The 21,079-nt window shown below is 73.6% G+C and carries 21 protein-coding genes and 1 pseudogene; 9 read left to right on the top strand and 13 right to left on the bottom strand.

Annotated elements, in window-relative coordinates; translation table 11 throughout:
- Positions 1 to 166 precede the first annotated feature (166 nt).
- Positions 167 to 439 (top strand): hypothetical protein, encoded by a 273-nt coding sequence (locus tag IPL61_22820; protein MBK9034066.1) that lies wholly within the window; start codon positions 167 to 169, stop codon positions 437 to 439.
- Positions 436 to 834 (top strand): clan AA aspartic protease, encoded by a 399-nt coding sequence (locus tag IPL61_22815; protein ID MBK9034065.1) that lies wholly within the window; start codon positions 436 to 438, stop codon positions 832 to 834. The genes IPL61_22820 and IPL61_22815 overlap by 4 nt, the downstream gene beginning before the upstream one ends.
- A 72-nt stretch (positions 835 to 906) precedes the next feature.
- Here the strand turns inward: IPL61_22815 and IPL61_22810 are convergent, their stop codons facing one another.
- Complete coding sequence (locus IPL61_22810; protein MBK9034064.1) at positions 907 to 1,314, bottom strand: hypothetical protein; 408 nt, start codon at positions 1,312 to 1,314, stop codon at positions 907 to 909.
- 287 nt (positions 1,315 to 1,601) lie between these two features.
- The gene (locus IPL61_22805) at positions 1,602 to 2,792 is read right to left on the bottom strand and encodes a hypothetical protein (GenBank protein MBK9034063.1); all 1,191 of its coding nucleotides are present in this window, start codon (positions 2,790 to 2,792) and stop codon (positions 1,602 to 1,604) included.
- A gap of 318 nt (positions 2,793 to 3,110) precedes the next feature.
- On the opposite strand from IPL61_22805, the gene IPL61_22800 reads away from it, so the two are divergent.
- Positions 3,111 to 3,797: a hypothetical protein gene (locus tag IPL61_22800; GenBank protein ID MBK9034062.1), complete on the top strand. Its 687-nt coding sequence runs from the start codon at positions 3,111 to 3,113 to the stop codon at positions 3,795 to 3,797.
- A gap of 389 nt (positions 3,798 to 4,186) precedes the next feature.
- Here IPL61_22800 and IPL61_22795 read toward each other — a convergent pair whose 3' ends face one another.
- Both IPL61_22795 and IPL61_22790 read right to left on the bottom strand, forming a co-directional pair.
- Entirely contained in the window at positions 4,187 to 4,810 is a 624-nt protein-coding gene (locus IPL61_22795; protein MBK9034061.1) for a hypothetical protein, read from the bottom strand.
- Positions 4,807 to 5,109: a hypothetical protein gene (locus IPL61_22790; GenBank protein MBK9034060.1), complete on the bottom strand. Its 303-nt coding sequence runs from the start codon at positions 5,107 to 5,109 to the stop codon at positions 4,807 to 4,809. The genes IPL61_22795 and IPL61_22790 overlap by 4 nt, the downstream gene beginning before the upstream one ends.
- 363 nt (positions 5,110 to 5,472) lie before the next feature.
- Between IPL61_22790 and IPL61_22785 the strand changes: the two genes are divergently transcribed.
- On the top strand, positions 5,473 to 6,588 hold the full coding sequence (locus IPL61_22785) for a PAS domain-containing sensor histidine kinase (protein MBK9034059.1): 1,116 nt from the start codon (positions 5,473 to 5,475) through the stop codon (positions 6,586 to 6,588).
- 40 nt (positions 6,589 to 6,628) lie between these two features.
- Here IPL61_22785 and IPL61_22780 read toward each other — a convergent pair whose 3' ends face one another.
- A complete protein-coding gene (locus tag IPL61_22780; GenBank protein MBK9034058.1) occupies positions 6,629 to 7,042 on the bottom strand; it encodes a response regulator in 414 nt (137 codons plus the stop codon).
- A gap of 36 nt (positions 7,043 to 7,078) precedes the next feature.
- Positions 7,079 to 8,461 (bottom strand): sigma-54-dependent Fis family transcriptional regulator, encoded by a 1,383-nt coding sequence (locus tag IPL61_22775; GenBank protein ID MBK9034057.1) that lies wholly within the window; start codon positions 8,459 to 8,461, stop codon positions 7,079 to 7,081.
- A gap of 271 nt (positions 8,462 to 8,732) precedes the next feature.
- On the opposite strand from IPL61_22775, the gene IPL61_22770 reads away from it, so the two are divergent.
- The 3 genes from IPL61_22770 to IPL61_22760 all read left to right on the top strand — a co-directional run bounded on the left by IPL61_22770 (position 8,733) and on the right by IPL61_22760 (position 10,882).
- Positions 8,733 to 9,830, top strand: coding sequence for a DUF3494 domain-containing protein (locus tag IPL61_22770; protein ID MBK9034056.1), 1,098 nt, complete (start codon positions 8,733 to 8,735; stop codon positions 9,828 to 9,830).
- Positions 9,831 to 9,927: 97 nt separating this feature from the next.
- Entirely contained in the window at positions 9,928 to 10,551 is a 624-nt protein-coding gene (locus IPL61_22765) for an adenylate/guanylate cyclase domain-containing protein (GenBank protein ID MBK9034055.1), read from the top strand.
- 91 nt (positions 10,552 to 10,642) lie between these two features.
- Positions 10,643 to 10,882, top strand: a complete 240-nt coding sequence (locus IPL61_22760) for a hypothetical protein (GenBank protein ID MBK9034054.1) — start codon at positions 10,643 to 10,645, stop codon at positions 10,880 to 10,882.
- 31 nt (positions 10,883 to 10,913) lie between these two features.
- Here IPL61_22760 and IPL61_22755 read toward each other — a convergent pair whose 3' ends face one another.
- The 4 genes and pseudogenes from IPL61_22755 to IPL61_22740 form a co-directional block, all read right to left on the bottom strand.
- On the bottom strand, positions 10,914 to 12,029 hold the full coding sequence (locus IPL61_22755; GenBank protein MBK9034053.1) for a hypothetical protein: 1,116 nt from the start codon (positions 12,027 to 12,029) through the stop codon (positions 10,914 to 10,916).
- Between the two features lie 196 nt (positions 12,030 to 12,225).
- Positions 12,226 to 12,735, bottom strand: a complete 510-nt coding sequence (ybeY, locus tag IPL61_22750; GenBank protein ID MBK9034052.1) for an rRNA maturation RNase YbeY — start codon at positions 12,733 to 12,735, stop codon at positions 12,226 to 12,228.
- A complete protein-coding gene (locus IPL61_22745) occupies positions 12,732 to 14,702 on the bottom strand; it encodes a GAF domain-containing protein (GenBank protein MBK9034051.1) in 1,971 nt (656 codons plus the stop codon). The genes ybeY and IPL61_22745 overlap by 4 nt, the downstream gene beginning before the upstream one ends.
- 3 nt (positions 14,703 to 14,705) lie before the next feature.
- A pseudogene (locus tag IPL61_22740) lies at positions 14,706 to 15,801 on the bottom strand (PhoH family protein).
- A 111-nt stretch (positions 15,802 to 15,912) separates the two neighbouring features.
- On the opposite strand from IPL61_22740, the gene mazG reads away from it, so the two are divergent.
- Positions 15,913 to 16,725, top strand: coding sequence for a nucleoside triphosphate pyrophosphohydrolase (gene mazG, locus IPL61_22735; GenBank protein ID MBK9034050.1), 813 nt, complete (start codon positions 15,913 to 15,915; stop codon positions 16,723 to 16,725).
- Between the two features lie 231 nt (positions 16,726 to 16,956).
- Complete coding sequence (gene rpsT / locus IPL61_22730; protein MBK9034049.1) at positions 16,957 to 17,202, top strand: 30S ribosomal protein S20; 246 nt, start codon at positions 16,957 to 16,959, stop codon at positions 17,200 to 17,202.
- A 448-nt stretch (positions 17,203 to 17,650) separates the two neighbouring features.
- Here rpsT and IPL61_22725 read toward each other — a convergent pair whose 3' ends face one another.
- The 3 genes from IPL61_22725 to IPL61_22715 form a co-directional block, all read right to left on the bottom strand.
- Entirely contained in the window at positions 17,651 to 18,457 is an 807-nt protein-coding gene (locus IPL61_22725) for a methyltransferase domain-containing protein (GenBank protein MBK9034048.1), read from the bottom strand.
- Between the two features lie 189 nt (positions 18,458 to 18,646).
- On the bottom strand, positions 18,647 to 19,891 hold the full coding sequence (locus tag IPL61_22720; protein MBK9034047.1) for a hypothetical protein: 1,245 nt from the start codon (positions 19,889 to 19,891) through the stop codon (positions 18,647 to 18,649).
- 51 nt (positions 19,892 to 19,942) lie between these two features.
- A partial coding sequence (locus tag IPL61_22715) for an AI-2E family transporter (GenBank protein MBK9034046.1) occupies positions 19,943 to 21,079 on the bottom strand: 1,137 nt, incomplete at its 5' end.

The following is a 21,079-nucleotide window of genomic DNA, read 5'->3' as shown; positions in this document are numbered from 1 at the left end:
CGAACCTGCTGGAATCGCTGCAAGGCTGCGCGGTCGTTGAAGGTTCCGCGCGGTTCCACCAGGGTTCGATTCCCGTGCGCTTCCGTCCGTCCTGCCGGGTGGCCTCGCTGAGCTAGCCTGACAGCAAGGAACTTGACAGGCCGCGCCGGGGGCCCAGGATCGATCCATGAACGTCGCGCACGCCGACGAGCCAGGGCTCACTGCCCCCATGACGTGGGACGAGATCCGCGCGCGATACCCGGACGAATGGGTGTGTCTGGTCGAGATCGGCTGGCTCGACGACAGCAACGTCGCGTTTGCGACGGCGCGGGTGGCCGGTCACGGCAAGACCAGCCGCGCGCCACTCGATCAGGCGCGGCCGCTGTGGGGGCGCTACCGGGAGATCGGGCACTACTTCACGGGCAAAGTCGTCCGGCCATCGCCCGGCCGGCTCCTGTGAAGGTCACGCCGTTCGATCCGCTGGATGACCTGATCATCGTCCCCGCCCGCGTCGACGGTCCCAACGGCAGCCTGCGGGCCAGGCTGGCGCTCGACACGGGGTCGTCGGAGACCGTCGTGAAGGCCGAGCTGATCGACATGCTCGGCTACAGCCCACGCGATGGTGAGGCGATGACGACCGTGCGAGCGGCCGTCGGCAAGGAGCACGGTTACACGCTCAAGGTCGAGCGTTTCGTAGCGCTCGGCTACACCGTCGCCGACTTCCGCCTCCACGTCTTCGATCTCCCGGACGGCTTCGGCATCGACGGGCTGATCGGCCTCAGCTACCTGCGGCAGTTCAACTACCAGGTTCGCTCCGCGGAGGGGCGGCTGCTCGTCGAGCGCACGACGGGCTGAGGAGCCGGCTCGCGGGCGCCACACGATCGGCACAGCGCCGGGACCGGAACACGACATCGATCATCCGCGGCTTCAGCCCACGCGCGGTCGCCGCGCGGTGCCCTCATCGCGTGCCTCGGGCGGACGATCGCTCGGGCGGCACGCCGGTGGCGATGGCTCCCTCCCCGACGACGTCACCGCGACGGTGGCGGCGGCGGCGGCGGCGGCGGCGGCGGCGGGCTCGGGCTCGGGCTCGGGCGGCGTCCCCTCGGAGTTCATGCGCTTGTCGATCTCGGCCCCGAAGCGCGCGCCCATGCCCTGGTCCTGCGGCTCGGTGAGGAACCGGCCACAGCCGCCGAACCGCTCCGCGAGCGTCTGCTGCGGCACGAGGCCCGACAGATCGAAGCTCGACCTGGACATGCAGTCGATCGCCTCCGTCGACCAGGCGTCCTCCGCGCAGCTGTCCTGGACGACCTTGACGATGAGCGGCCGCAGCTCCACGTCCTGATGCACCATCGCGCCGACCTGGCTCGCCATCGACGCGCAGGCCGACGCACTGGACGCCGTGCTGGGCGCAGGGCGGGGAGGCCCGCCGCCGCAGGCAAGAGCACCGCCGAGCAGCGCGACCGGGACGAACCTGAAGAGGATGTTGATCACTGCGGGCCACGATCGCATCGCCAGGGCCGCGGGGGTGCGGGGGCGCGCGCCGGCGCGCGCGCGCTCGTCGCCGACCCCGACGCGGCGCCGCTCGCCATGCGCTCCGCGGACCGACCAGCGACGGCGCAGCGTCACGCGTGGTGCGCCGACGCCGCCGTCAGCATCCCGCCCGCGATCGCATCCATCAGCCCGTCGAACTGCGGACGGTCGAACGACGAGCCGCTGGTCAGCCAGTCGTGGTGGCGGAGCTCGGACTGCGCCTCGCTCTCGCTCTCGCCCTCGCCCTCGTCCTCGTCGCCGCGAAAGTGCCCGAGCACGTCGAGATGGTCGGCGAGCCCAGCCCACACCAGCGTCCCCCAGACCTGCGAGCGGAGCGGCACGATGCCGTCGTTGCCGTGGAGGTCCCGCGACACGTCGAAGGCCGACGACAGGGTCGCCTCGGTCGGCGCGCCGCGCGTCGCGCTCCTGCAGGGATAGCGCTCGTCGTGGCGCGAGGTGATGCGATGGACGGCGGCGAACAGCGCGAGCGAGACCGCCCGCCATGGATGCCCGACGGTCCGGACCCACTTCCCGAGCGACGGCGCCGGCGCCATCGAGGCGGTCGACTGGTACGTGACGCCCGCGCGATCGGCGAAGCCGGCGACCATCAGGTCCATCGCCTCGGGAGCGAGCTGGAGCATCCCGCCCTGATCGACCTTGATGGCCTGCAGGTATGCGCGCACCTCGGGCTTGAGGGCGTCGTCGACGAGCCCGACCAGGGAGTCGACCGACCGGTCGAGGAGCCGCAGCTCGATGCCCCGCACCCGGTCGCCGCGCCCCAGGATCCCGATCAGCGCGCTCGCGGCGGCGAGCGGGCGCGCGCCGAGCGAGAGCCCGATGTACGTGAACGCCGAGAGCGCGTAGAGCACGCGCTGCCCCTGCGCGGTCGCGAAGAAGCTCGCGAGGGGCGTGCCGTAGTGCGGCGTGTTCATCGTCGTGACGCTGCGCAGGCGGGGCAGCCAGGCCAGCGCCTCGGCGCCGATCGGCAGCTGCGAGCTCGGCGACGCGACCAGCCGCGCGTCGAGGCCGCCCGTCGAGTGCCCGAGCAGGTGGATCGGCCCCTGCCCCGTCGATGTCTGCGCGATCAGCGCGGCGAGCGTCGCCGCGCGCGCGGGCACCGACGCGGTGGGCATCACCTCGACCACGTGCGCCTCGATCGGCTGGCCGGCGTCGTGGAACCGAGCTTCCAGCGCGCGCTCGACGTGGGCGAAGTAGTCGTAGGACGCGAGCCGCGCGAACCCGAACATCCCCGGACAGAAGTAGACGTGGTGCCGCGTTCCCATTCTGCAGCTTACCGCCGCTGACGTCGCACGCCGCACACGCCGCACACGCCGCACACGAACTGGCCCGACGCCCGCGCGCGTGGCGCGCAGGTCCGGGCGCGTTGACTGTGCGCAGTGGGCGACCGCGCCCGCTCACTGGGCGCTGACGCACACCTCGGGGCGGGACCGCTCGACGACGCGACCACGGCGCGGGCGCGGGGGTGGTCGCGCCAGGCCCCCGGCTTGCAGCGTGGGCGAAGGCCACGCACGGGCGCCCGGACGTCTCGATGACGTCCGCGGTGACCCGTGTCGGCCTTCGTCTCACTCCAAGGATCCATCATGAAGCTCCCGCATCTCGTCTCATTCGCGTTGCTCCTGACCGCCGCCGCCTGTGGCAAGGCCAAGGACCAGGACATGGCGCCGTCCGCGGGCACGAAGCCGATCGAGCCGGCCGGCGGGACCGCCACCGCCCCGGCCGGCGGGACCGCCACTGCCCCGGCCGGCGGGACCGCCACCGCCCCGGCCGGCGGCCCGGGCACCACGGCGGCCACGACCGCTACGCCGGAGCAAACCGCGCTGCTCGTCGACCTGGGCAGCGTGCAGATCGCGGTGTGCGCGTGCCCCGATCGTGCGTGCGTCGAGAAGGAGATCGCGGCCGGCGCGCCCTTCGACCGCCGGCTCGACACGATGTACGAGCACGAGGCCACGCTGCCCGTGGCCGTCAAGACCGAGGTCGACGCGATCCAGCAGCGGATCGAGGCCTGCACCACGCGGATCGGCGGCGCGAACCCGCCGCTCACCGCCGCGACCACCAGGGTGCTCGGGCAGTTCGACGCGCTCGCGACGGAGACCTGCGCGTGCACCGACCGCGCATGCGCGGACGCCGCGAAGAAGCGCTGGGACGTCCTCGAGACCACCCTCAAGGCCACCTCCAAGCCGAGCGGCGACATCCCCGAGGGGGTGGTCTCCCGCATGGTGACGGCCCAGGGCCGCGCCCAGGCGTGCGTCGACAAGCTGCCGTCGTAGCCACCGCGCATCGCATCGATCCGGATCCGCCCCCCGCCACGGCGCCGAGGGGCGCGGCGCGTGCGGCCCTGCGCGTCGACGTCCCCAAGGTGGGTCTCGGCGTCAGGAGCTCCGGCCCGCGATTCTCGTGCCCGATCCGCGCGCGGGAGCGTCGTGCGCGGCCGCCACCGTGCGCAGACGCCGCGCCCATGATTCCGGTCCTCTCGGCGCGCGGGCACGCCCGGGCCAGGCGAAGCGCGGGTCGATCGGAGGGCGCGCGGACGAGCGCGAGCGCACGTGCGCGCGCGGTCGCGCACTCCGGAGGTCAGCCGAATGACCAGCTTCGAGGTGACAGGCCCGCTCTCGAGCGGGGGCGGGGCGCGCGCGTGCCCGGAGCTCAGCCCGTCCCGTCAGTCACGTGCGCGACCGACGCGTCGGTCGGCGCGTGCGCGCACGGCCACGGGGGCGATCGAGCCGATCACGACCAGTGTCGGGCGACCCGCAGGCGCCCACTCGGCGTCGAGGTCGACCCACCGGCGCACCCGCCAGCCGCTGGCCGGGTCGATCGTCACGAAGCGATCGTCGATGGGGTGCACCGCCACGAGCACCTCGTAGTGCCCGACGGTCTGCCGGCCGTACGACAGGTGGAGCCCGATGATCACCGGGCGACCGGCGCGCAGCTCGTGGACGAGGGTGTCGCGATCGCCGGCGATCGCGAAGGCCGACAGCCCCTCGGCCCGCGCGGCGTCGCGCAGGTCGCCGAGGCGGGTCCCGGTGGGGCTCGGCGCGGGCAGCGCGGCGATCGCGTCGTGCTCGGTGAGCGGCACCCGCCAGCGGCCGGCGACCATCGCGAGCGCCGCGGCGCCGCAGTCGAGCTCGCCGCGCTGGCGCACCTCGGGCGTCGGCGCCGCGGCGATCCAGCCCGCGTCGGCGCGGATCCGCACCGGATCGATGGGGCGGGCGCCCCCGCGGTACGAGGCGCAGCCGACGACCGCGACGAGCGCCAACACCGTCGCGGCCAGGCGCGCCGTCACAGCAGGATCACCAGGAGGATCACGACCAGCAGGATCGTGACCGTGCTGGCGCCGATCACGACCACCGAGCGTCCGCCCTGGAAGTCGGCCACCGGGCGATCGCGGAGCTCGCGGGCCGCGTACTGGTCCGCGTCAGCGCGGTCGTCGGCGCCGGTGGACGTGGGCGCGAGCGTCACAGGCGCGGGCGTCGCGGGCGCGAGCGTCACGGGCGCGGCGACCGCGGGGGTCGCGAAGGCCGCCGCGGGCGCGCCGGTGAGGGCGGCGGCGACGAGCAGGGCGGAGAGTCTGGGAGTCATCATGACGGGGGCCTTTCGTGGACGATCGGGATCACAGCAGGGGCCGTGCCACGCGGCGCGACACCTCGAGCGCCCCGTGCTGCGGCGCTGGCGCACGGCGCACGTGCGCGATCGCTCGGTGCGCGCTGGCGCACGGTGGTTATTCCGTGTCGGGCCCACGATGACGGCGCTCCAGACATGGCCCCGCCGCGCGGGCACGCGCGACCGCGCGCCACCTGTGCGCCTGCGCCGATCCGGCGTACAGTGTCGACGCCGTGGGCATCGCTCGCGGCCTGAAGGAGCGGTGGGAAGATGGCGACGCGAATCGGCTCAGGACTTGCGCACGATCCAGCGACGGCGCGCGCGGCCCTCGAATCCCACGAGACCATGCTCGAGCTGCAGAACGTCGAGCTGCGGGCGGCCAACAACGAGCTGCGGCGCATCCACGAGGCGATGGTGGTCGCCCACGGGCGCTTCCAGGCGCTCTACCAGCTCGCGCCGACGCCCTACGTCACGATCGACGTCGGGCGAACGATGATCGACATGAACGGGGCCGCCGAGGCGCTCCTCGGGGCCTCGCGCGACCGCCTGCTCGGTGGCCAGATCGACCGGTTCATCGACGACCGCAACCGCGATCGATTCCGCGGCTTCGTCGACGAGGTCTTCAGCGCCGGCCACGAGCGCTGCGGCGACGTGGTCCTGGTGCGCGACGGCGCCGCGCCGCTCGACGCGTTGATCGACGGCGTCGTCCTGCGCGAGGCCGCGGAGGATCCGCCCCAGTGCGTGCTCGCGCTGGTCGACATCACCGCGCGCAAGGCCGCCGAGCGCGCCCGCCGCGAGGCCCAGGACGAGGTGCTCGCGATCGTGTCGCACGATCTGCGCGGCCCGCTCAACGCGATCGGCCTCGCCTGCGACGCGCTGGCCGGCGAGCTGTCGTCGGGCGACCACGCCCGGTGCGTCTCGACGATCGCGCGCTCGTCCGCCCGGTGCGAGCGCCTGATCAAGGATCTGCTGGCCGTGGCGCACATCCAGAGCGGACGGCTGACGATCGAGATCGCGCGGCTCGACGCCCGCCGGCTGGTCCGACGAGTCTGCGCCGATCACGAGCTGGCGGCCGCGGCCGCGGGCTCGACGCTCACGGTGACGGTCGGCGACGAGGCGGCGCCGCTCGACGGCGATCGCGATCGGCTGCACCAGGTCCTCTCCAACCTGATCGGCAACGCCCTGGTCTACGCCCGCGGGACGGCGATCGAGGTCAGCGTGATCACGCGCGCGCACGACGTGGTGATCGCGGTGGCGGACGGCGGCCCGGGGATCCCGCCCGCCGAGCTGCCCAACATCTTCGAGCGGTACCGGCAGGGCGCCCACCACCACGGCGGCGCTGGCCTCGGCCTGGCGATCGTCAAGGGGCTGGTCGAGGCGCATCACGGCACCGTGACGGCGACCAGCGTGCCCGGCCACGGCGCGCGGTTCGAGATCGCCCTGCCCCAGGCGGCGCCGTGACTGTGCGCTGACGCCCGCGCCGTGCGCCTGCGCGCACCCGCTACGCGGCGGCGAGCCCGGCGGCGTAGTTCCCTAACCACGCCCGCACCTCGGCGAGGGGTGCGCTCGTGTCGGACTTGACGATGTAGGCGTCCACGCCCAGCGCGCGCGCGGCCGCGCGATCGGCCTCGGCCGTCGACGTCGTCAGGACCAGGATCGGCAGCCCGCGCAGCCTCGGGTCGGCCCGGATCGCCGCGGCGAGCTCGAACCCCGACATCCGCGGCATCGAGAGATCCGTCAAGACGACGACCCGGGCGCCGACGAGCCGACCGCGGCGCAGGCGGTCGAGGGCGTCGCGCCCGTCGCTCGCGTGGGTGAGCGTCGCGACCTCCGGGCTGCGTCGCAGGGCGTGCTCGATGTTGAACGCGGTGACGGGGTCATCCTCGACCACCAGCACATGAAGCGTCGCGGCCATGGGGCGTGTCGATGCAGATGTCATGCCGAAGTTGGCTCAAGTACTGGCGATGGCGTGCTCGGCGCCCGAGGGCGTGTCCTCGAGGCGCCGGTACAGCGAGCGGCGATCGATGCCGAGGATCCGGGCGGCCACGCTCTTGTTGCCGCCGGCGGCGTTGAGGACCTGCCGGACGTAGCGGCGCTCGACCTCGGCCAGCGAGATCAGCTCGCTGGGCATCCCGGTCGCGGTGGCGAGGATCGCGCGCTGGTGACGACGGACCTTCTCGGGGAGATCGTCGACGGCGATCTGGTTCGAGCACGTGAGCGCGATCGCGCGCTCGAGGCAGTTCTCGAGCTCGCGCACGTTGCCGGGCCAGTCGTAGTCGACCAGGACCTGGGCCGCCTCGGGGCTGACGCCGACCACGGCCTTGCCAGTGCGCGTCGCGATCTTCTGGATGAAGTGGTGGGCCAGCATCAGGAGGTCACCGGGGCGCGCCCGCAGCGGCGGCAGCGGGATCTGGACGACGTTGACGCGGTAGTAGAGATCCTCGCGGAAGCGCTTCTCCGCGACGTCCGCCTCGAGGTCGCGGTTGGTCGCGGCGATGACGCGCGCCTCGAACGGGACCTCGCCTTCGCCGCCGATCGGGCGCACCCGCCGCTCCTGGAGCACGCGCAGGAGCTTGACCTGCATCTCGAGCGGCATCTCGCCGATCTCGTCGAGGAAGACCGTGCCGCCGCCGGCCTCGACGAACAGGCCCGGGCGCGACCGGCGGGCGTCGGTGAACGAGCCCTTGACGTGGCCGAACAGCTCGCTCTCGAGCAGCGCCGCCGGCACCGCCGCGCAGTTGATGGCGGCGAACGGCAGCTCGCGCCGCGGCGACCCGTCGTGGATGGCGCGCGCGAACAGCTCCTTGCCGGTGCCGGTCTCGCCGACGATCAGCACGGTCGCGTCGCTGTCGGCGACCTTGTGGACGAGCTCGACCACCTTGCGCAGCGCCGGGCTGTTGCCGACGATGCTCGCGATCGGCCGCGCCGCGGCCACCTCCCCCCGGAGGCGGAGGAGCTCACGCCGCAGCGACACGTGGGCGATCGCGCGCTCGAGCGCGATGCCCAGAGCCTCGAGATCGATCGGCTTGGCGATGTAGTCGTAGGCGCCCGCGCGGATCGCCCCGATCGCGCCGCCGAGGGTGCCGTCGCCGCTGACGACGATCGTGAGGAGATCCGGGTGCGCGTCGCGCAGCGCGGAGCAGAGCTCGACCCCTGACATGCCCGGCATGCGGAGGTGCGCCAGGACCAGATCGACCGGCCGCAGCGCGAGCCAGTCGAGCGCCGCCGCCCCGGAGTCCACGGCCTCCACCTCGTAGCCGCGGCTGCGCAGCGCGCCCCGCAACATCGCCACACCATCTACGTCGTTGTCGACGATCAGGATGCTCCCACTCATAAGGCGTTGTACCGCACGACCATGCGGTCGGCACTTGCATGATCTGCGCCGACGCGGCTGTGTCGCGCACGTGTCCTGGACATTCGTTCCAGGTGCGCGATCGAGCACGCGGAGCTCTGCCAAGGTGTGCGCTGGCGCTCAGTGTCTCGCCAGCGCTCGATCGGGCCGCGGCGCGGGCTCCGCCGGTGGGGCACTGGTCGGGCGGCGCTGCGCTCGCGATGCCCAGGCGCGCCAGCGCGCGGCTGGCCCGGATGCTGCTGAGGCAGCCAGCATGAACCGACGCCTTCGCCTACGACACCTGGCCTCCGTGTTCCTGTTGCTCATCGCCGCCGGCTGCGGCGATGACGGAGGATCGGCCACCGGGCCCGACGCTGGGGGCCCCGTACCGCGGGTGCTCTCGACCGTCCCCCTCGACGGCGTCGGCGCCGTCGCCATCAACGCCAGCATCAGCGCGACCTTCAGCGAGGCGATGGCGCCCAGCGCGCTGACCGGGGCCACGTTCACGCTGGCCTCCGACACCGCGCCGATCGCGGGCACCGTCATCTACACCGACGCGACCGCGGTCTTCTGGCCGGCCGCGCACCTCGCGATCGACAGCACCTTCACCGCGACCATCACGACCGGCGCGAAGAGCGCCCAGGGCGTCGCGCTCGCGGCGGACTACACCTGGACGTTCACGACCGGCTCGACGGTGACCGCCGGGCTGCCGGTGGCGCTGGCGACCGCCGGTGACTTCGTGATGCTCGCCAAGAGCGGGATCGCGACCGTGCCCACCTCGGCCGTCACGGGCGACGTCGGCGTCAGCCCGATCGCCGCCAGCTTCATCACCGGCTTCTCGCTGACCGCCGACAGCAGCAACACGTTCTCGACGTCGCCGCAGGTGACCGGGCGGGTCTACGCGGCCGACTTCGCGGCGCCGACGCCGGCCAAGCTGACCGCCGCGGTCGGCGCGATGGAGCTCGCCTTCACCGACGCCGCCGGGCGCGCGCCCGACGTCACCGAGCTCGGCGCCGGCGACATCGGCGGGCGCACCATCGCCGCGGGCGTCTACAAGTGGGGCACGGGGCTGCTGATCCCGACCGACGTCACGCTCACCGGGAGCGCCACCGACGTCTGGATCTTCCAGATCGCCCAGGACCTCACGATGAGCAGCGGCGCGCGCATCGTCCTGGCCGGCGACGCCCAGGCCCAGAACGTGTTCTGGCAGGTCGCGGGCCTGGTCGAGCTCGGCACCACGGCGCACTGCGAGGGCATCGTGCTGTCCCAGACCGCGATCAACCTGCGCACCGGGGCGTCGATCAACGGCCGGCTCCTGGCGCAGACCGCGATCAACATCGACGGCAGCACGGTGACCGAGCCCACGCCGTAGCGCATCGGACGGCGCGCGTCGGAGCGCCGGGGCGCGAACGCACGCCGGGCGGGAACAACCGGGCGCGCGCCGGCGCGGACCGGGCTATCCTCTCCTCATGTTCGACGACGCGGATCCGTGCCTGACCGGATCGGAGGCGCGGCTGTGGCGCTTGATCGACGAGCGCAGCGCCCCGGGCGCCGACCGCGCGGCGATCGACCGACGGATCTGGGATCTCTTCGGCGAGACCTGGGCGGTGATGTTCACCGACCTCGATGGGTTCTCGCGGCGCGTGGCCGAGTTCGGGATCCTGCACTTCCTGCAGGTCATCCGCGAGCACCACCGGCTGCTGCTGCCGGTGATCATCGACCACGACGGCATCCTGCTCAAGACCGAGGCCGACAGCTTCTTGCTGCTGTTCCGACGGGTCGAGACCGCGCTGGCGTGCGCCCGGGCGATGATGGTGCGCTGCGCGCAGGCGAACGTCGGGCGCGCGCCCGAGGACCAGCTCTTGCTGTGCCTGGGCATCGGCTACGGCCACGTGCTGCGCATCGGCGATCACGACGTCTTCGGCGCCGAGGTCAACGCCGCCAGCAAGCTCGGCGAGGACACCGCCGGCGCCGGCGACATCTTGCTCACCGCCGCGGCCGCCGCGGCCCTGGCCGGACCCGGCGACCTCCGGACCGAGCGGGTCGAGCCCGAGGTCGCGGTCGCGCCGGGCAGCGTGCGGCTGCTGGCGTAGCACCACCGCCGCCCCTGCGCGACGCGCGGTCCGCGACGTCGACGCGGGCCGCGATGATCCGACCCGGCCTCGGCGACCGCATCCAGGGCGCGTGACCGACGCGGTCGCGTCCGGCGCCGCGCGCACGGTGGGGCTCGCGTTGGCGACGGCCCGCAGCCGCGCGCGCGGTCGGCTGAGCCTGCGGCGGCGCCTGGAACGCGGCCGCGACTTGATCGACCACGGGATCGCGGCCGACCGCCTCGTGGCCCAGGGCTACGGCGAGGCGCGACCGATCGTCCAGCCGTCCACCGATTGCCGCAACGGGCGCATCGAGCTGACCGCGATCCCCTGACCGCCACGACGCCGGCCGCGGCCGGGCAGGGTCACGGCTGCAGCGTCGGATCGTCGTAGCTCGGCGCGATCGCGTTGGGCTTGAGCCGCGACATCGCGACCAGGCCGCGGGCGTCGATCTCGACCACCAGCGCCAGCTCGACGCCGTAGCGGCGCGCGAACGTCACCTGCTGCTGCTGGGGCGGCAGGCACGGCGCGCCCGGCGGGCACGAGTGCGCGACCATCCGGGTCTCGACCTTGGAGCTGGTGCGCGCGATCCGCTGGTAGAAGCCGAGCCGCAGCACCCGGCGATCCGCCACCCACTCGGGGAACATGCCGCCGTCGATCGCCTCGGTCTCGGGCCCGAACGCCTGGCCCGGGGCGGTCCGGCGCTGCTCGTCGAGCAGCGCGGCGATCGCCGTCCGCTGCTCGTCCTGCCACTGGGTCCACGCGGCCTGGCCCTGGGCCAGCGCCGTCGCCGCGACCGGATAGCCGGGCTGGCCGTCGAGCACCCGCGCGCCGGTGATGACGAAGTGGACCCCGGCCGCGGCGCCGGCGCCGGCGTTGACGTCGACGTCGACCAGGTGGGCCTCGGCGCTGAGCCCCCACGGGTTGGGCGTGGTCGGCGTGAACATCGCGGCGTCGAAGGTCGCGGTCTTGCCGTCGGGCAGCGGCACCCCCCACGCGGCCAAGAAGTTCTCGCCCTCGCCGCGCGACGCGAAGTACACCGCCTGGGCGCTCCACCGCCCCGGCGCGACGAACCAGTAGGTCAGCGCCCGGGCGCTGGTGGTGGCGAGCGCGACCGGCCCCCCCGACCAGCCGATCGTCGGCCCGGCCGAGGTCCGGTAGGTGATCAGCAGGCCCTCGGTGCGGGGGCCCAGCACCGGCCACTTCTGGAACGGCACGGTCGCGAGGAAGCTCGCGGCCTGACCGGTCGCGACCGCGGCCGAGCTGGCACCGCCGGGCCCGACCGGATCGATCGGGCCCGCCGGATCACTCGGACCGGCGGTGGGATCGAGCGGCGTGCGAGGATCGACCGGCGCGCTCGCGTCGCCGCCCGCGGCGCCGGGGCCCGCGCCCGCGGCGGGCTGGCTGGGCTGGAACGGGGGCGGCGAGCTGACCACGCACGCGGTGGCCAGGGTCAGGACGAACAGACGAGGACGAAGCACGGGCACCTGATTCATCGGACGGCGGCGGCTCGAACGTACCACCGCGCCGACGGATCTGGTCGCCAGAGCGCCCGCCGGCGCACGCGTGACGGCCGCCGCGTCACGGCTCGTCACGGCCGACGCGCAGCGACGCGTGACGGCGTCCACGGCGCGCGCGGCCTGGCGGCCACGGCGCACGACGTCCACGGCGCGCGGGTCACGCCGCGCGGACGGGCCCGGGCGCGGCCGCGGCGGCGAGCAGCGCCGCCATGCGCGCGTTCATGATCCGCTCGGCCCGGGCCGTCGGGTGATCGTAGCCGAGCAGGTGGCACAGCCCGTGGGCCGCGAGGAAGCACAGCTCGTGGGTGAGCCCGGCCGGGCCCCGGCGCTTGGCCTGGCGCCGCGCGGTCTCGACCGAGATGATCACGTCGCCGAGGACGCCGGCGTCGGTGGCGCCGGGCGGCCCCTCGCGCTGCGCGAACGCCAGCACGTCGGTCGGCTGGTCCTTGGCCCGGTAGTCGCGGTTGAGCGCGTGGATCGCCGGATCGCGCGTGAACCGGAACGCGGCCTCGAGCCCGCGGCCCTCGGTGGCCGCCGCCGCCGCCACCATCCGCCGCACGCACCGGCGCACCGCGGTGCGATCGAACGCCTCGGCCAGGCCGCGATCGAACGCGAGGTCGACCTGCGCCCCCGGCGCGGCCCCGGCGCGCGGCGCCGACGCGATCACGACTTGAGGGTCTCCCAGATCCGGGTCTCGGTGAACACCGCGAACAGCTCGTCGTCGAGCAGCCCGCGCTTGACGTCGCTGGCCAGGATGTCGAGCGCGCGGTCGACCGGCATCGCCTTCTTGTAGGGCCGGTCCTTGGCGGTCAGCGCGTCGAAGATGTCGGCGATCGTCATCATCCGCGCCGGCACCGGGATCTCGTCGCCGCGCAGCTGGTTGGGGTAGCCGGTGCCGTCGAGCTTCTCGTGGTGGGCGCCGGCGATGTCGGGCACGTGCCGGAACTGCCGGCCCCAGGGGATCTGGCGCAGAAAGTTGTAGGTGTGGACCACGTGGCTCTCGATCTCGAACCGCTCCTCGCGGGTCAGCGAGCCGCGCATGATCTGGAGCGAGGTGGCCTCGTCGGGCGACAGGTACGGCCGGCTGTGGCCCTCGGGATCGACGAAGACGCGCCCGGCGATGTCGGCGATGCGCTCGAACCCGCCCTGCTCGAGCACGGTCGGCTCGTTGGCGCCCAGGATCCACCGCACCATGTCGTCGAGCTCGCCCAGCGACCGCTTGGCCAGCTCGTCGATCGCGTTGACCTCGTCGGCGTGGCCGCACAGGTAGCAGTCGAGCTTCTTCGACAGCGACTCGACCTCGATGCCGCGGCGGATCAGGTGGAACCGCTGCACGACCAGGTCGCGCTGGTGCTCGTAGAGCTTCTTGGCCTTGACCAGCACGTGCTCGCGGACGCCGACCTTGCCGAAGTCGTGGAGCAGGGCCGCGTACTCGATCTGGGTCAGATCGTCGGCGGTGAAGCGGACGTCGCGGTAGCGGCCCTGGTCGAGGCGGTCGGTGGCCTTGGCCAGCCCGATCGTCAAGGTCGCGACCCGCTCGGAGTGGCCCGAGGTCGTGGGATCGCGCGACTCGATCGCCGTGACCGACGCGCGCACGAAGCCGTCGAACAGGGTCTTGACCTCGTCGTAGAGCCGGGCGGTCTCGAGGGCGATGCCGGCCTGCGACGCCAGCGACGTCGCGTAGGCGATCGACGGGTCGTCGAACGGCACGACCCGCTCGTCGAAGTCGGCGGCGCCCTCGAGCGTGACCGTGCCGCGGGCGCGCTTGTTGATGAGCTGGATGACGCCGATGACCTGGTGCCGGGCCGAGATCATCGGCACGGTCAGCATCGATCGGGTCTGGTAGCGGTACTTGTCGTCGAAGCTGCGGTCGTGGACGAAGCCCCACGGGTTGTTGCCGGTGCCGCGGGCGTCGAGCTGGTACAGGTCGGGGATGTTGATGACGTCCGACGACAGCACGCAGGTGCCGACGATCGAGCTGCCCGACACCGCCATCGTGAAGCCCTTCGAGTCGATCCGCCGCGAGTCGTTCTGGCTGACCATGAACCGCAGCGCCCGCTCGGCCGCGTCGTCGTCGCCCTCGACGATGTAGACCGAGCCGGCGTCGGCGCCGGTGACGTCGCGGGCCTGGCGCAGGATGATCTCGAGCAACGACGCCATGTCGCGCTGCTGCGACAGCGCGCGGCCGGTCTCGATCAGCAGCCGGTTCTCGTGCTGGGCCTGGGCCAGCTCGAGCTCGAGGCCCGCCGCGATCTGCCGCAGCGCCGAGCCCTCGGCCCGGGCCCGCATCGCCAGCGCCAGCCGCTCGATCGACGCCGGCACCGCCATGGCCGCGACGTCGCCGTCGTCGGCCACGACCGTCGCGCCGCCGTCGGTGAAGTCGTCGTCGGTGCCGACCAGCATGAGCGCGTAGTTGCCGCTGCGCGCGCGCACCAGGTGCGGGCGCGCGGCGACCGGATCGCGCCACACCGCCGGCCACGCCAGCACCAGCAGCAGCGGCGCCTTGGCCCGGGCCAGCGTCAGCCGGGTCTCGAGCTCGAGCCAGCCCGGGCCGCTGCGCCGCACCACCCACGCGCGCAGGCGCGGATCGCTGGCGACCGCGGCAGCGACCTCGTCCTGGGTCCCGATCAGCACGCCCTACTCTACCGCGGCTTGACCGTCGCGCGGGCGCGGCGGCCCAGCTTCGCCCGCGCCGGCGCCGCCACCGTCGTCGCCGTGGCGGTCGCGGACGAAGCGCTCGTCGCCGTGGATGCGCTCGCTGCGGACGCGGTCGCGGGCGTCGTAGGCGCGGATGATCTCGGCCACGAGCGGGTGCCGGACCACGTCGGCGTCGGTGAAGCGCGTGACGCCGATGCCGTGGATGCCGTCGAGCAGCCCGAGCGCGTCGCGCAGCCCCGAGCGGCTGGCCGCGCGGCAGGTCGGTCTGCGACGGATCGCCGGTGACCACCGCCTTGGCCCCGAAGCCGAGCCGGGTCAGGAACATCTTCATCTGCTCGACGGAGGTGTTCTGGGCCTCGTCGAGGATGACGAACGCGTCGTTGAGCGTGCGCCCGCGCATGAACGCGAGCGGCGCCACCTCGATGACGTCGTCGGCCATGAACTTGGCGACCTTGTCGGCGTCGAGCATGTCGCCGAGCGCGTCGTAGAGCGGGCGCACGTACGGGCTGACCTTCTCCTCGAGCGTGCCCGGCAGGAAGCCGAGCTTCTCGCCGGCCTCGACCGCCGGCCGGGTCAGGACGATCCGCCGCACCTGCTTGTCGAGCAGCGCCCGCACCGCCAGCGCCACCGCCAGGTAGGTCTTGCCGGTGCCGGCCGGGCCGACGCCGAAGACGATGTCGTTGGCGCGGACCTGATCGACGTACTGCTTCTGCGACGGCCCCTTGGGCGAGATCGGCCGCCCGGCCCGGGGCACGAGCACGGTGTCGGTGAAGATCGGCGCCAGCTCGGCGCCGCGGTCGGCCGAGAGCACCTTGACCGCGCGCACGACGTCGTCGGACCCGAGGTGCTTGCCCTTGCGGGCGAAGCCGTAGAGCTGCTCGAGCGCCGACCGGACGACGGCCGTGGCGGCCTCGTCGGCCTCGATCGTGATCTCGTTGCCGCGCAGGTGCAGCTGCGCGCCGGCGGTGCGCTCGATGAGCTTCAACCGGGTGTTGTTGGTGCCGCACAAGGCCTGCAGGGCCTCGGGGTCGTCGAACGCGAGCTTGTCGCGACGGAGGGGGGACTTGGGCACGATCGGGTGTTTCTGCCGGCGCGAGCGAAGTCGACCGGCTCGACCCGGGGACGGGGTTGTAGCAGGAACCGCCGCCGCTGGCACGCGCTCCGTCGGGCGGGTACGGTCCGCGCCATGACCGCTCCCGGATCGTCCCTGTCGCGCCTGGTCGAGATCATGGACCGCCTGCTCGCGCCCGACGGCTGCCCGTGGGACCGCGAGCAGACGCTGGCGTCCCTGCGCCCGTTCCTGGTCGAGGAGACCTACGAGGTGCTCGACGCGCTCGAGCGCGACCACGTCGCCGATCACCGCGAGGAGCTGGGCGACGTGCTGATGCAGATCGTCTTCCAGGCCGCGCTGCGGCGGGCCGAGGGCGCGTTCGCGATCGACGACGTCGTCGCCGGGATCTGCGACAAGCTGGTGCGCCGCCACCCCCACGTGTTCGGCGCCCCGGGCGCGTCCGACGCCCAGACCTCGGCCGAGGTGCTGTCCCAGTGGGAGCGCATCAAGGCCCAGGAGAAGGCCGCCAAGGCCACGACGGCCGCCCGCACGCTGGGCGGGGTGCTCGGCATCCTGCCGGCCCTGGCCCGGGCCCAGAAGCTCGGCGACAAGGCCGGCCGGGTCGGCTTCGACTGGGGCGGCTGGCAGGGCTCGCTGGCCAAGGTGCGCGAGGAGGTCGACGAGGTGGCCGAGGTCGCCCCGACCGCGGGCCCGGCCGCGCACCACGAGATCGGCGACCTCCTGTTCGCCGTGGTCAACCTGGCCCGCAAGCTCGGGGTCGACCCCGAGACCGCGCTCCACGACGCCTCGCGCCGCTTCACCGACCGGTTCGAGTTCATCGAGGACCGGCTCGCCGAGGGCGGTCGCCGGCCGACCGACTCGAACCTCGACGAGATGGACGCGCTGTGGAACGCGGCCAAGGCGGCGGGCATCGGCCGGCGCGCGTGACGAGCCCGTCGCAGGAGTGCAAGTTTTTTGAGCACGCGCGGCGGAAGTCGCATGAACACTGGCGCTCCCGGCCCTCGGAGGGGCACTCGCGCGCAGGTTGTCCACAACTTCGCGCGGCGCGCGGCGCGCAGGGACGGCTGGACACGGGTCAAGGGAGGTCGACGGACTGTGCCCTTGACAGGGTCACCAGTGGCGCGCTACCAACCGGCGCTCGTTAGAGGAGAGCTTCACGTGGCCAACAATCCTTCGGCCGAAAAGGCGAATCGTCAGTCCATCAAGCGCCGCACGCGCAATCGTGCGGCCATGTCCGCGCTGCGCACCGCGGTCAAGAAGGCGCGTGCAGCGATCGACGGTAAGACCGACGACGCTGTCGACCTGCGCAAGACCGCGATCTCGGTCATCGATAAGGCGGTGACGCGCGGCGTGCTGAAGCGGAACACCGCTTCGCGCTACGTGTCGCGCCTCGCGACGCGGTAACCTTAGGAGGGCCTGTCGCCAGGCCCTCCCCCCAGCATGCGCTGGGGCCCCCCACCCGAGACGTGCGACCCCGTGCGTCCGGATGATACGTGCGCATGGCGTAGCGCCCGAGTTTCGGGTTGCGTGCGCCGTGCGTGGCTCGACGTGCGCGTGCGCGCGTGCGGGCGACGCGTGACCTGATGTGCGCGGGCGGGCGACGGGTGACCTGACGTGCGCGGGCGCGCGTGCGGGAGACGGGTGACCTGACGTGCGCGGGCGGGCGATGCGTGACGTGCGAGTGCGGGCGACGCGTGACCTGACGCGCGCGGGCGGGCGATGCGTGACGTGCGAGTGCGGGCGATGCGTGAACACCGCGGGTGCGCGGTGGGCAGCATGGCGCTGCGACCTCGCGCGTGAACACGGCGTGCGCGCTCGGGTGAGCGCCGCGGCGGCGCGTGGCCAGGGTGGGTCAGGGGCGGCGGGCGCGGAAGACGAAGGCGCCGCCGAGGCGGAGCTCCTCGTACTCGGCGAAGCCGAGGCGGGCGAGCTGGGCCCGCAGCTCGCCGGGATCGTAGCGGCGGATGCCGGCGAGGCGCGCGGTCACGCGCCCGAGCAGCGTCGGCGCCTGCGCGAAGGTCGAGCCGACCAGCACGCCGCCGGGCTTGAGCACCCGCAGGACCTCGCGCAGCGCCTGCTCGGCGTCGTCGTAGGCATGGAGCGCGCCGGCGTTGTTGACGCCCTCGAAGCTGGCGTCGGCGAACGGCAGCTTGTGGGCGTCGGCCCGGACCAGGACGACGTTGCCGTAGCCGCGCACCCGGCTGGCCGCGACCTCGAGCATCGCGCGCGAGATGTCGAGCCCGACCACCAGCGCGCCCGGCGCGGCGGCCGCCAGGGCCCGCGAGAACACGCCGGGGCCGCACGACAGATCGAGGAGCGGGCCGGCCGCGCCGTCGAGCGCCAGCGCGCCCTTGTGGATGAACAGCTCGCCGGCGAAGCCGCCGACCGCGGCGCCGGCGCCGCGCCCCGCCAGCACCCGCACGAAGGTGGGGCGCCAGACCCGCTCGTAGAGGCGGGCCACGACCGGGCTCTCCATCAAGCGCTGCTCGGAGCTGGTCACCGTCGGCTCACCCTGCCCGGCCGGCGCCAGCAGATCGAGATACCCGGCGGCGGTGTCGAGCGTCAGCCCGCAGGTGCACCGCATCGTGCGGCCGGCGGTGAAGGACCCGCGGCGCTGGCAGCGGGGACACACGAGGATCGGGACGACGTGAGGATCCACCGCCGACGTTGTACACGATCGCGCGCGCCGGCGGGCTACCAGGCGCCGGCGACCACGGCCACGGCCAGGCCGCGCGCGCCGGCGGGCTACCAGGCACCGGCGACCACGGCCACGGCCAGGCCGCGCGCGTTGCCGGCGGGCTACCAGGCGCCGGCGACCACGGCCACGGCCAGGCCGCGCGCCGGCGGGCTACCAGGCGCCGGCGACCACGGCCACGGCCAGGCCGCGCGCGTTGCCGGCGCGCACCGGCGCGACCGCCGGACCGCCGAGGGCCCAGCCGCCCGCCGAGCTGCGCCGCACCAGCGCCAGCGGGGCGTCGTCGACGGTGGCTCGCGCCGGCGCGTCGCGGGTCGCGCGCACGCCGAGGTACACGCCCCCGGCCATCCCGACCAGGGACAGCGCCGCGAAGGTCTGCTCGTCGTCGTCGGTGTTCGGATCGCTGGCCGCGGCCCACAGGATCCACGGCACCGCGGCGCCGGCCGCGCCGAGCAGCGCGACCTTCGTGGCCCGGGTCGGCGACACCTCGATCTTGCGGGCGAGCACGTGGCCGAGCGCGTAGCCCCCGACGGCGCCGAGCGTGCCGTTGAGCGTGTAGGCCTCGGTCTCGGGCGGCGCGATCAGGACCGCCAGCTCGAGCGCGGCCAGCGTCCCGAGCGCGGCCGTGGCGTTGATCACGACGGCGTCGCCCGCCGTCAGCGCGCGGCTGCGCAGGCCGGCGCCGATGACCGCGCCGCCGATCGCGCCGATCGCGCCGCCGATCCCGACGTCGTTCACGGTGGTGTCCTGGAGCCCGCTGACCACGTCGGCGAACATCGCCCCGGCCACCGCGCCCCAGACCATGCTGCTGCCGATCAGGTGGGCGGCGAGCCGGTCGTCGCCACGTCGGCGCCCCGCGACGTAGCCCAAGACGCTGCCCGCGGCGCCGCCGAGCCCGAGCCCGACCACCATCGCGTAGCCGTCGTCGCGAAAGGCCAGGGCCGCGCCGACCGCGGAGCCGCCGACCGCGCCGTAGACCGCGAGCGTCGACGCGCCGGAGGCGCGCGGCCGCGGCGGCGGCTCGTCGAGGTCGAGATCATCGCGCGGGCCCGGCCCGAGGTCGGACGGCGGCGCGACCGGCGGCGCCACCACCGTCGGCGGCAGCCGCGCCGCCAGGCGGGCGTCGAGCTCGTCCAGGAGCCCCGTGGCGTCGGCCGCGACCGGTGGCCCTGGCTGCCGCGCGAGCGCCTCGACGACCAGCCCGCGGGCGCTGGCGTCGTCCCCGTCGGCGGCGAGCGCCCGGGCCCGGGCCACCAGCCCGGCCGCGACCGCGGTGTCGACCTCGACGTCGCGCGTCGTCGCCGGGTCCGGGTCCGCCGGCGCGTACGGATCGAGCGGCTGGGCGGCCGCGATCGAGACTCCGACGACCAGCGAGGCAGCGACGACCAGGGTGCGCACGCCTGGAGTATGGGCGGCGCCGCCCCGCGGTTCAACCGGAGGCGCGCGAGGTCACACCGCCGGCGGCGGCGGCGCGGCTGGGACGATCGGGACCGCGCCGGTCGTCGGGCGGCCCTCCATCCACGTGCGCCGGTAGAAGAACATGAACACGACCGAGATGATCGACAGCACCGGCACCGCGAACAGCGCGCCGATGAGCCCGTAGCTCTTCTCGCCCAGGATCAACGAGAAGATCACCAGCACCGGGTGGATCTTCGCGGCGGTGCCGATGATCTTCGGGTTGAGGAAGTTGGCCTCGATGAAGTGGATGCCGACGATCCACGCCACCATGACGACGCCGCGGGCGATGTCGATGCCCTCGTCGCCCGACACCAGCGCCGCCAGCACGATCGGGATCGTCGACAGGATCGAGCCGAAGATCGGGATCAGGCTCATCGTCGCGGCGACGAACGACAGGAGCAGCTGGTACTTCACGTCGAAGATCACCAGCCCGATGTACGTGAAGATGCCGTTGATCAAGCAGATCAGCAGCTGGCCGCGGATCACGCCCGACAGGCCGCGATCGATCCCGGCGATGATCACGTCGTAGTCGTCGCGGACGTTGGGCGGGAACAGGCTGCGCAGGAACGCGTGGACCTTTTCCATGTCGATCAAGATGAACGCGCCGATCATCAGCACGAGGAAGAACGTGAAGATGCCCTTGATGACGCCGCCGATCAGCGCCTGCCCGAACCGGACCACGTCGTCCATCTGCGACTGCAGCCCCGCCATGCCCTTCTGCAGGAAGCCGCGCAGCTTGTCGTCGAGCGTCTGCGCCTCGGCCGGCTGCTCGGCCGACACGACGCGGTAGCCGCCGGAGGGCTCGGGCCGGATCAGCACGCCGCTCGGCGGCACCTGCGCCGCGAACGTACCGTCAGGCAGCGGCGTGATCACGAACGCGGTGTTGGGCGGCAGCGGCACCTCGGGCACCAGCGGCGTCGCCTCGGGCACGACCGGCTTCGGCGCCAGCGACGGGAAGCGCTGCTCCAGGCTGCGCGCCAGCTGCGGGATCCAGACGTCGTTGGCCTTGGTGTAGAGCGCCGGCGCCTCCTTGCCGATGCGCGCGATGTCCTTGGACAGCCGCGGCACGAACACCATGAAGAACGCCACGAGCGCGCTGATGAAGACCAGGTAGCAGAAGATGATCGC

The organism is Myxococcales bacterium (assembly GCA_016717005.1).
Classification (GTDB): Bacteria; Myxococcota_A; Polyangia; order Haliangiales; family Haliangiaceae; genus UBA2376.
This window is presented reverse-complemented; position numbering and strand designations above follow the sequence as displayed.

Coding starts and splice junctions, on each gene's coding strand:
- IPL61_22820 (MBK9034066.1), top strand. CDS start 167: ATGAACGTCGCGCACGCCGACGAGCCAGGGCTCACTGCCCCCATGACG.
- IPL61_22775 (MBK9034057.1), bottom strand. CDS start 8,461: ATGAGTGGGAGCATCCTGATCGTCGACAACGACGTAGATGGTGTGGCG.
- IPL61_22800 (MBK9034062.1), top strand. CDS start 3,111: ATGAAGCTCCCGCATCTCGTCTCATTCGCGTTGCTCCTGACCGCCGCC.
- IPL61_22785 (MBK9034059.1), top strand. CDS start 5,473: ATGCTCGAGCTGCAGAACGTCGAGCTGCGGGCGGCCAACAACGAGCTG.
- IPL61_22770 (MBK9034056.1), top strand. CDS start 8,733: ATGAACCGACGCCTTCGCCTACGACACCTGGCCTCCGTGTTCCTGTTG.
- IPL61_22805 (MBK9034063.1), bottom strand. CDS start 2,792: ATGGGAACGCGGCACCACGTCTACTTCTGTCCGGGGATGTTCGGGTTC.
- IPL61_22790 (MBK9034060.1), bottom strand. CDS start 5,109: ATGATGACTCCCAGACTCTCCGCCCTGCTCGTCGCCGCCGCCCTCACC.
- IPL61_22765 (MBK9034055.1), top strand. CDS start 9,928: ATGTTCGACGACGCGGATCCGTGCCTGACCGGATCGGAGGCGCGGCTG.
- mazG (MBK9034050.1), top strand. CDS start 15,913: ATGACCGCTCCCGGATCGTCCCTGTCGCGCCTGGTCGAGATCATGGAC.
- IPL61_22780 (MBK9034058.1), bottom strand. CDS start 7,042: ATGGCCGCGACGCTTCATGTGCTGGTGGTCGAGGATGACCCCGTCACC.